Origin of the sequence: Flavobacterium sp. (genome assembly GCF_043773265.1) — a bacterium.
Lineage (GTDB): Bacteria > Bacteroidota > Bacteroidia > Flavobacteriales > Flavobacteriaceae > Flavobacterium.
Genome location: NZ_JAYVFH010000167.1, coordinates 1 through 2641 on the forward strand (window position 1 = coordinate 1; position 2641 = coordinate 2641).

Here is a 2641-nt window from a genome sequence, read left to right on the forward strand (position 1 = left end):
AATAATTGCATTTCTAGCAGAAATAAAAGATGGACTACAACCGTCAAGTTTAATAGCATCTAAAACTAGTCTCATTACTTTATTGTTTCCACCAGTTCCAGTATATAAATTAGAATCATAACCATATTTATCAATATAATTCCAAGCTAAATCCCACAATGTTGCTGCCCAAACAGATCCAACAGAATGTACATCTATAAATTCAATTCCATCGGCATCTGTAAAAAACATAGTGTTTGTTGCGCCAAAAGTATGAGGATTTACAGCCATATCTGTAGAATATTTATACCTTCTTATTCCACCACCATCTACAGGTTCATTTTCTGCAAAAGTTCCAATTCCTCTAGAACCATTTCTTGTATCCCCAGTTTTTATTTGCATCATTAACCAAAACCAGTCAGACCAACCTTCTCCTTGTTGTTCTGAACTATCTAAACAACTTCCAGATAATCTTCCAGAAATTCCGTGACCGTATTCGTGAGCAACAATTCCGTTATCAAAATCTCCATCAGTATTTATAAATGAAGATGATTTTTCAAATTTAGCATTTACTGTTTCTGTTTGCATTCTTGTGATTAACTCTTGCCCAACTTCCAATGACACACTTATTGCAGGTATTGTAATAGTTGCATCTGCACCAGACATTCCAATCGCACCAGTATTAACATTGTTAACAATTATTACTCCAATGGCACCAGCATTTTGTGCTGCTTTAACTTTAAAAGCAAAAGTACAATCACCTCTTCTAATTACTACAATCTTACCTGAAATTTGAGTAGCATTTACTACAGGTTGACAAGCATCTGCGCCATCTCCAACTGCGTCATTGTATAAGACTAAATCTGAAACTATTGGACTTGGACTGCTTGGTATTGCAACATTACCAGGACTAAATGAATTGTTTCTTGCAACTTTTCCACCAGCAATATCTGCTGGAGAATTTACTATAAAAAATGGCGGACCAACATCCCATAAATACATTTGCATTCTACCAGAAGTACCATCTGTTGCAGCAGAAAAATTTGCATTATTTAAATTTGGTGTAGCCGCTTGAGAACCATCTTGGGCATCTGCAATTACATAATCGCCTTGAGAACCACCACGACCATAGTTGTTTGCTTGAAAATTTTTATTGGCTTCATTAAATCCGTATTGATACCACAAATCGTGCATTACATTATTCATGTAAAATAAATTAGTATTTGCAGCATTTATATAAGTTGAAGCAACAGCTGAAGTTCCTCCATAAGGAAAATCAAAAGTTAAATTAGGATATGTTCCTCCACTTGGACTTGTACCGTTTGGAGATACTACAGAGCCTGTTCCAGAAAAATCATTTCTAGCCCAAACATTATTACCTCTAGTAATATTATATCTAAGTGTTGCTGATGTTCCGGTTGATGAATTTGTATCATGCCAACCTTTAGGAGAAGCATTAGTAATAAATTCTGGATTTACTACTAATTGTCTTTCTATATGATTTGGACTTTCATAATTAAATGGTATTACTCTGTACTGAGTTGTACCAGGATTGTAAGCTAAATTAGAATTGTCCTTAAAGAAAGTTTTATTAAATAAATCGCTATTTAAGTTATGGTTATGGTTTTTATGATTAGAATCAAATTTACAAGAAATTACTAAATCTCTTTGTTCTAAAATTTTTCCATCTGTAGCATCAACTTTAATTCTCCATAAATGATTAAAATTTTGAGAATAAAATTCATAATCCCAAGCTAATTTTAAAACATTTTCTGTTGTAGTAAAATATATAAGTTTCGCACTTATTGGGTTTTCATCAAGATTTCCGTTGCTTAACTTGTAATCATTTCCTTTACTTTCAATTATTTGAAAAGAAATTAAAGAAGTGTTTTTTAAACTAGACAATGCTTTAACAAAACCAGCTGTAACATCTAAACTTGGTTGCGTTTGATTAATTTTTTGACTAATATTTGCAATAAATTCATCGCCACCATTAATAACTTCTCCATTTTTTATCCAAAAATTAGAATCTGAACTCAAAATTTCTATACCTGAATATTTTTGTTTTACATGGTAGTTAAAAATCCCTGTAGATTCTGAACTAAAATCGTTAACAATAACTAAATCGGCTATGTCTTGATTTTGCAATGCGAACTTTGAACGATTATCGTTCATATAACTTTTTATCTTTTCTAAAGGAGTTTGAGAATATCCTAGAATAGAAAATAAAAATACTACTAATAAAGTAATTTTTTTCATAGGTTTTTGGTAATTAATTAATATAATATTGACACAAACTTAATTTATTTTTAATGCAAAAACAATAATAAAATTTGAAAATCAAAAAATTAACAATTTATGCTGAAATTATTTTGTTGTACAATAGTGCTTTACTATCTGTTAACATGGAAACAAAATGGCACATTAAGAGTAATTTTTCGTATAAACTTTCTTTTTGTAACATATATTTCTCTGGAAGAATATTTAACAATAGTTTATCGTAGTTTGTAGGGTTTCCGTCATCATTATTTAAATATGCAGTAATAAATTTATCTAATAAATTATTAATTATTTGATAACCAGACAGTTCTTTTTCTATAACTTCTCTACTTTGATAAATATTTTTAACGCTAATTTTAATTATATCATCAATTTGTGCTTT

General features: G+C 30.2%; 1 protein-coding gene and 1 pseudogene. Both read right to left on the bottom strand.

Annotated features, from left to right (window positions below):
- The coding region (locus ACH2BO_RS09210; RefSeq protein WP_395044457.1) for a M36 family metallopeptidase at window positions 1–2238 on the bottom strand (2238 nt) is incomplete at its 3' end.
- A gap of 97 nt (window positions 2239–2335) precedes the next feature.
- Window positions 2336–2641, bottom strand: a pseudogene (locus tag ACH2BO_RS09215) (dGTPase); the annotation flags it as partial.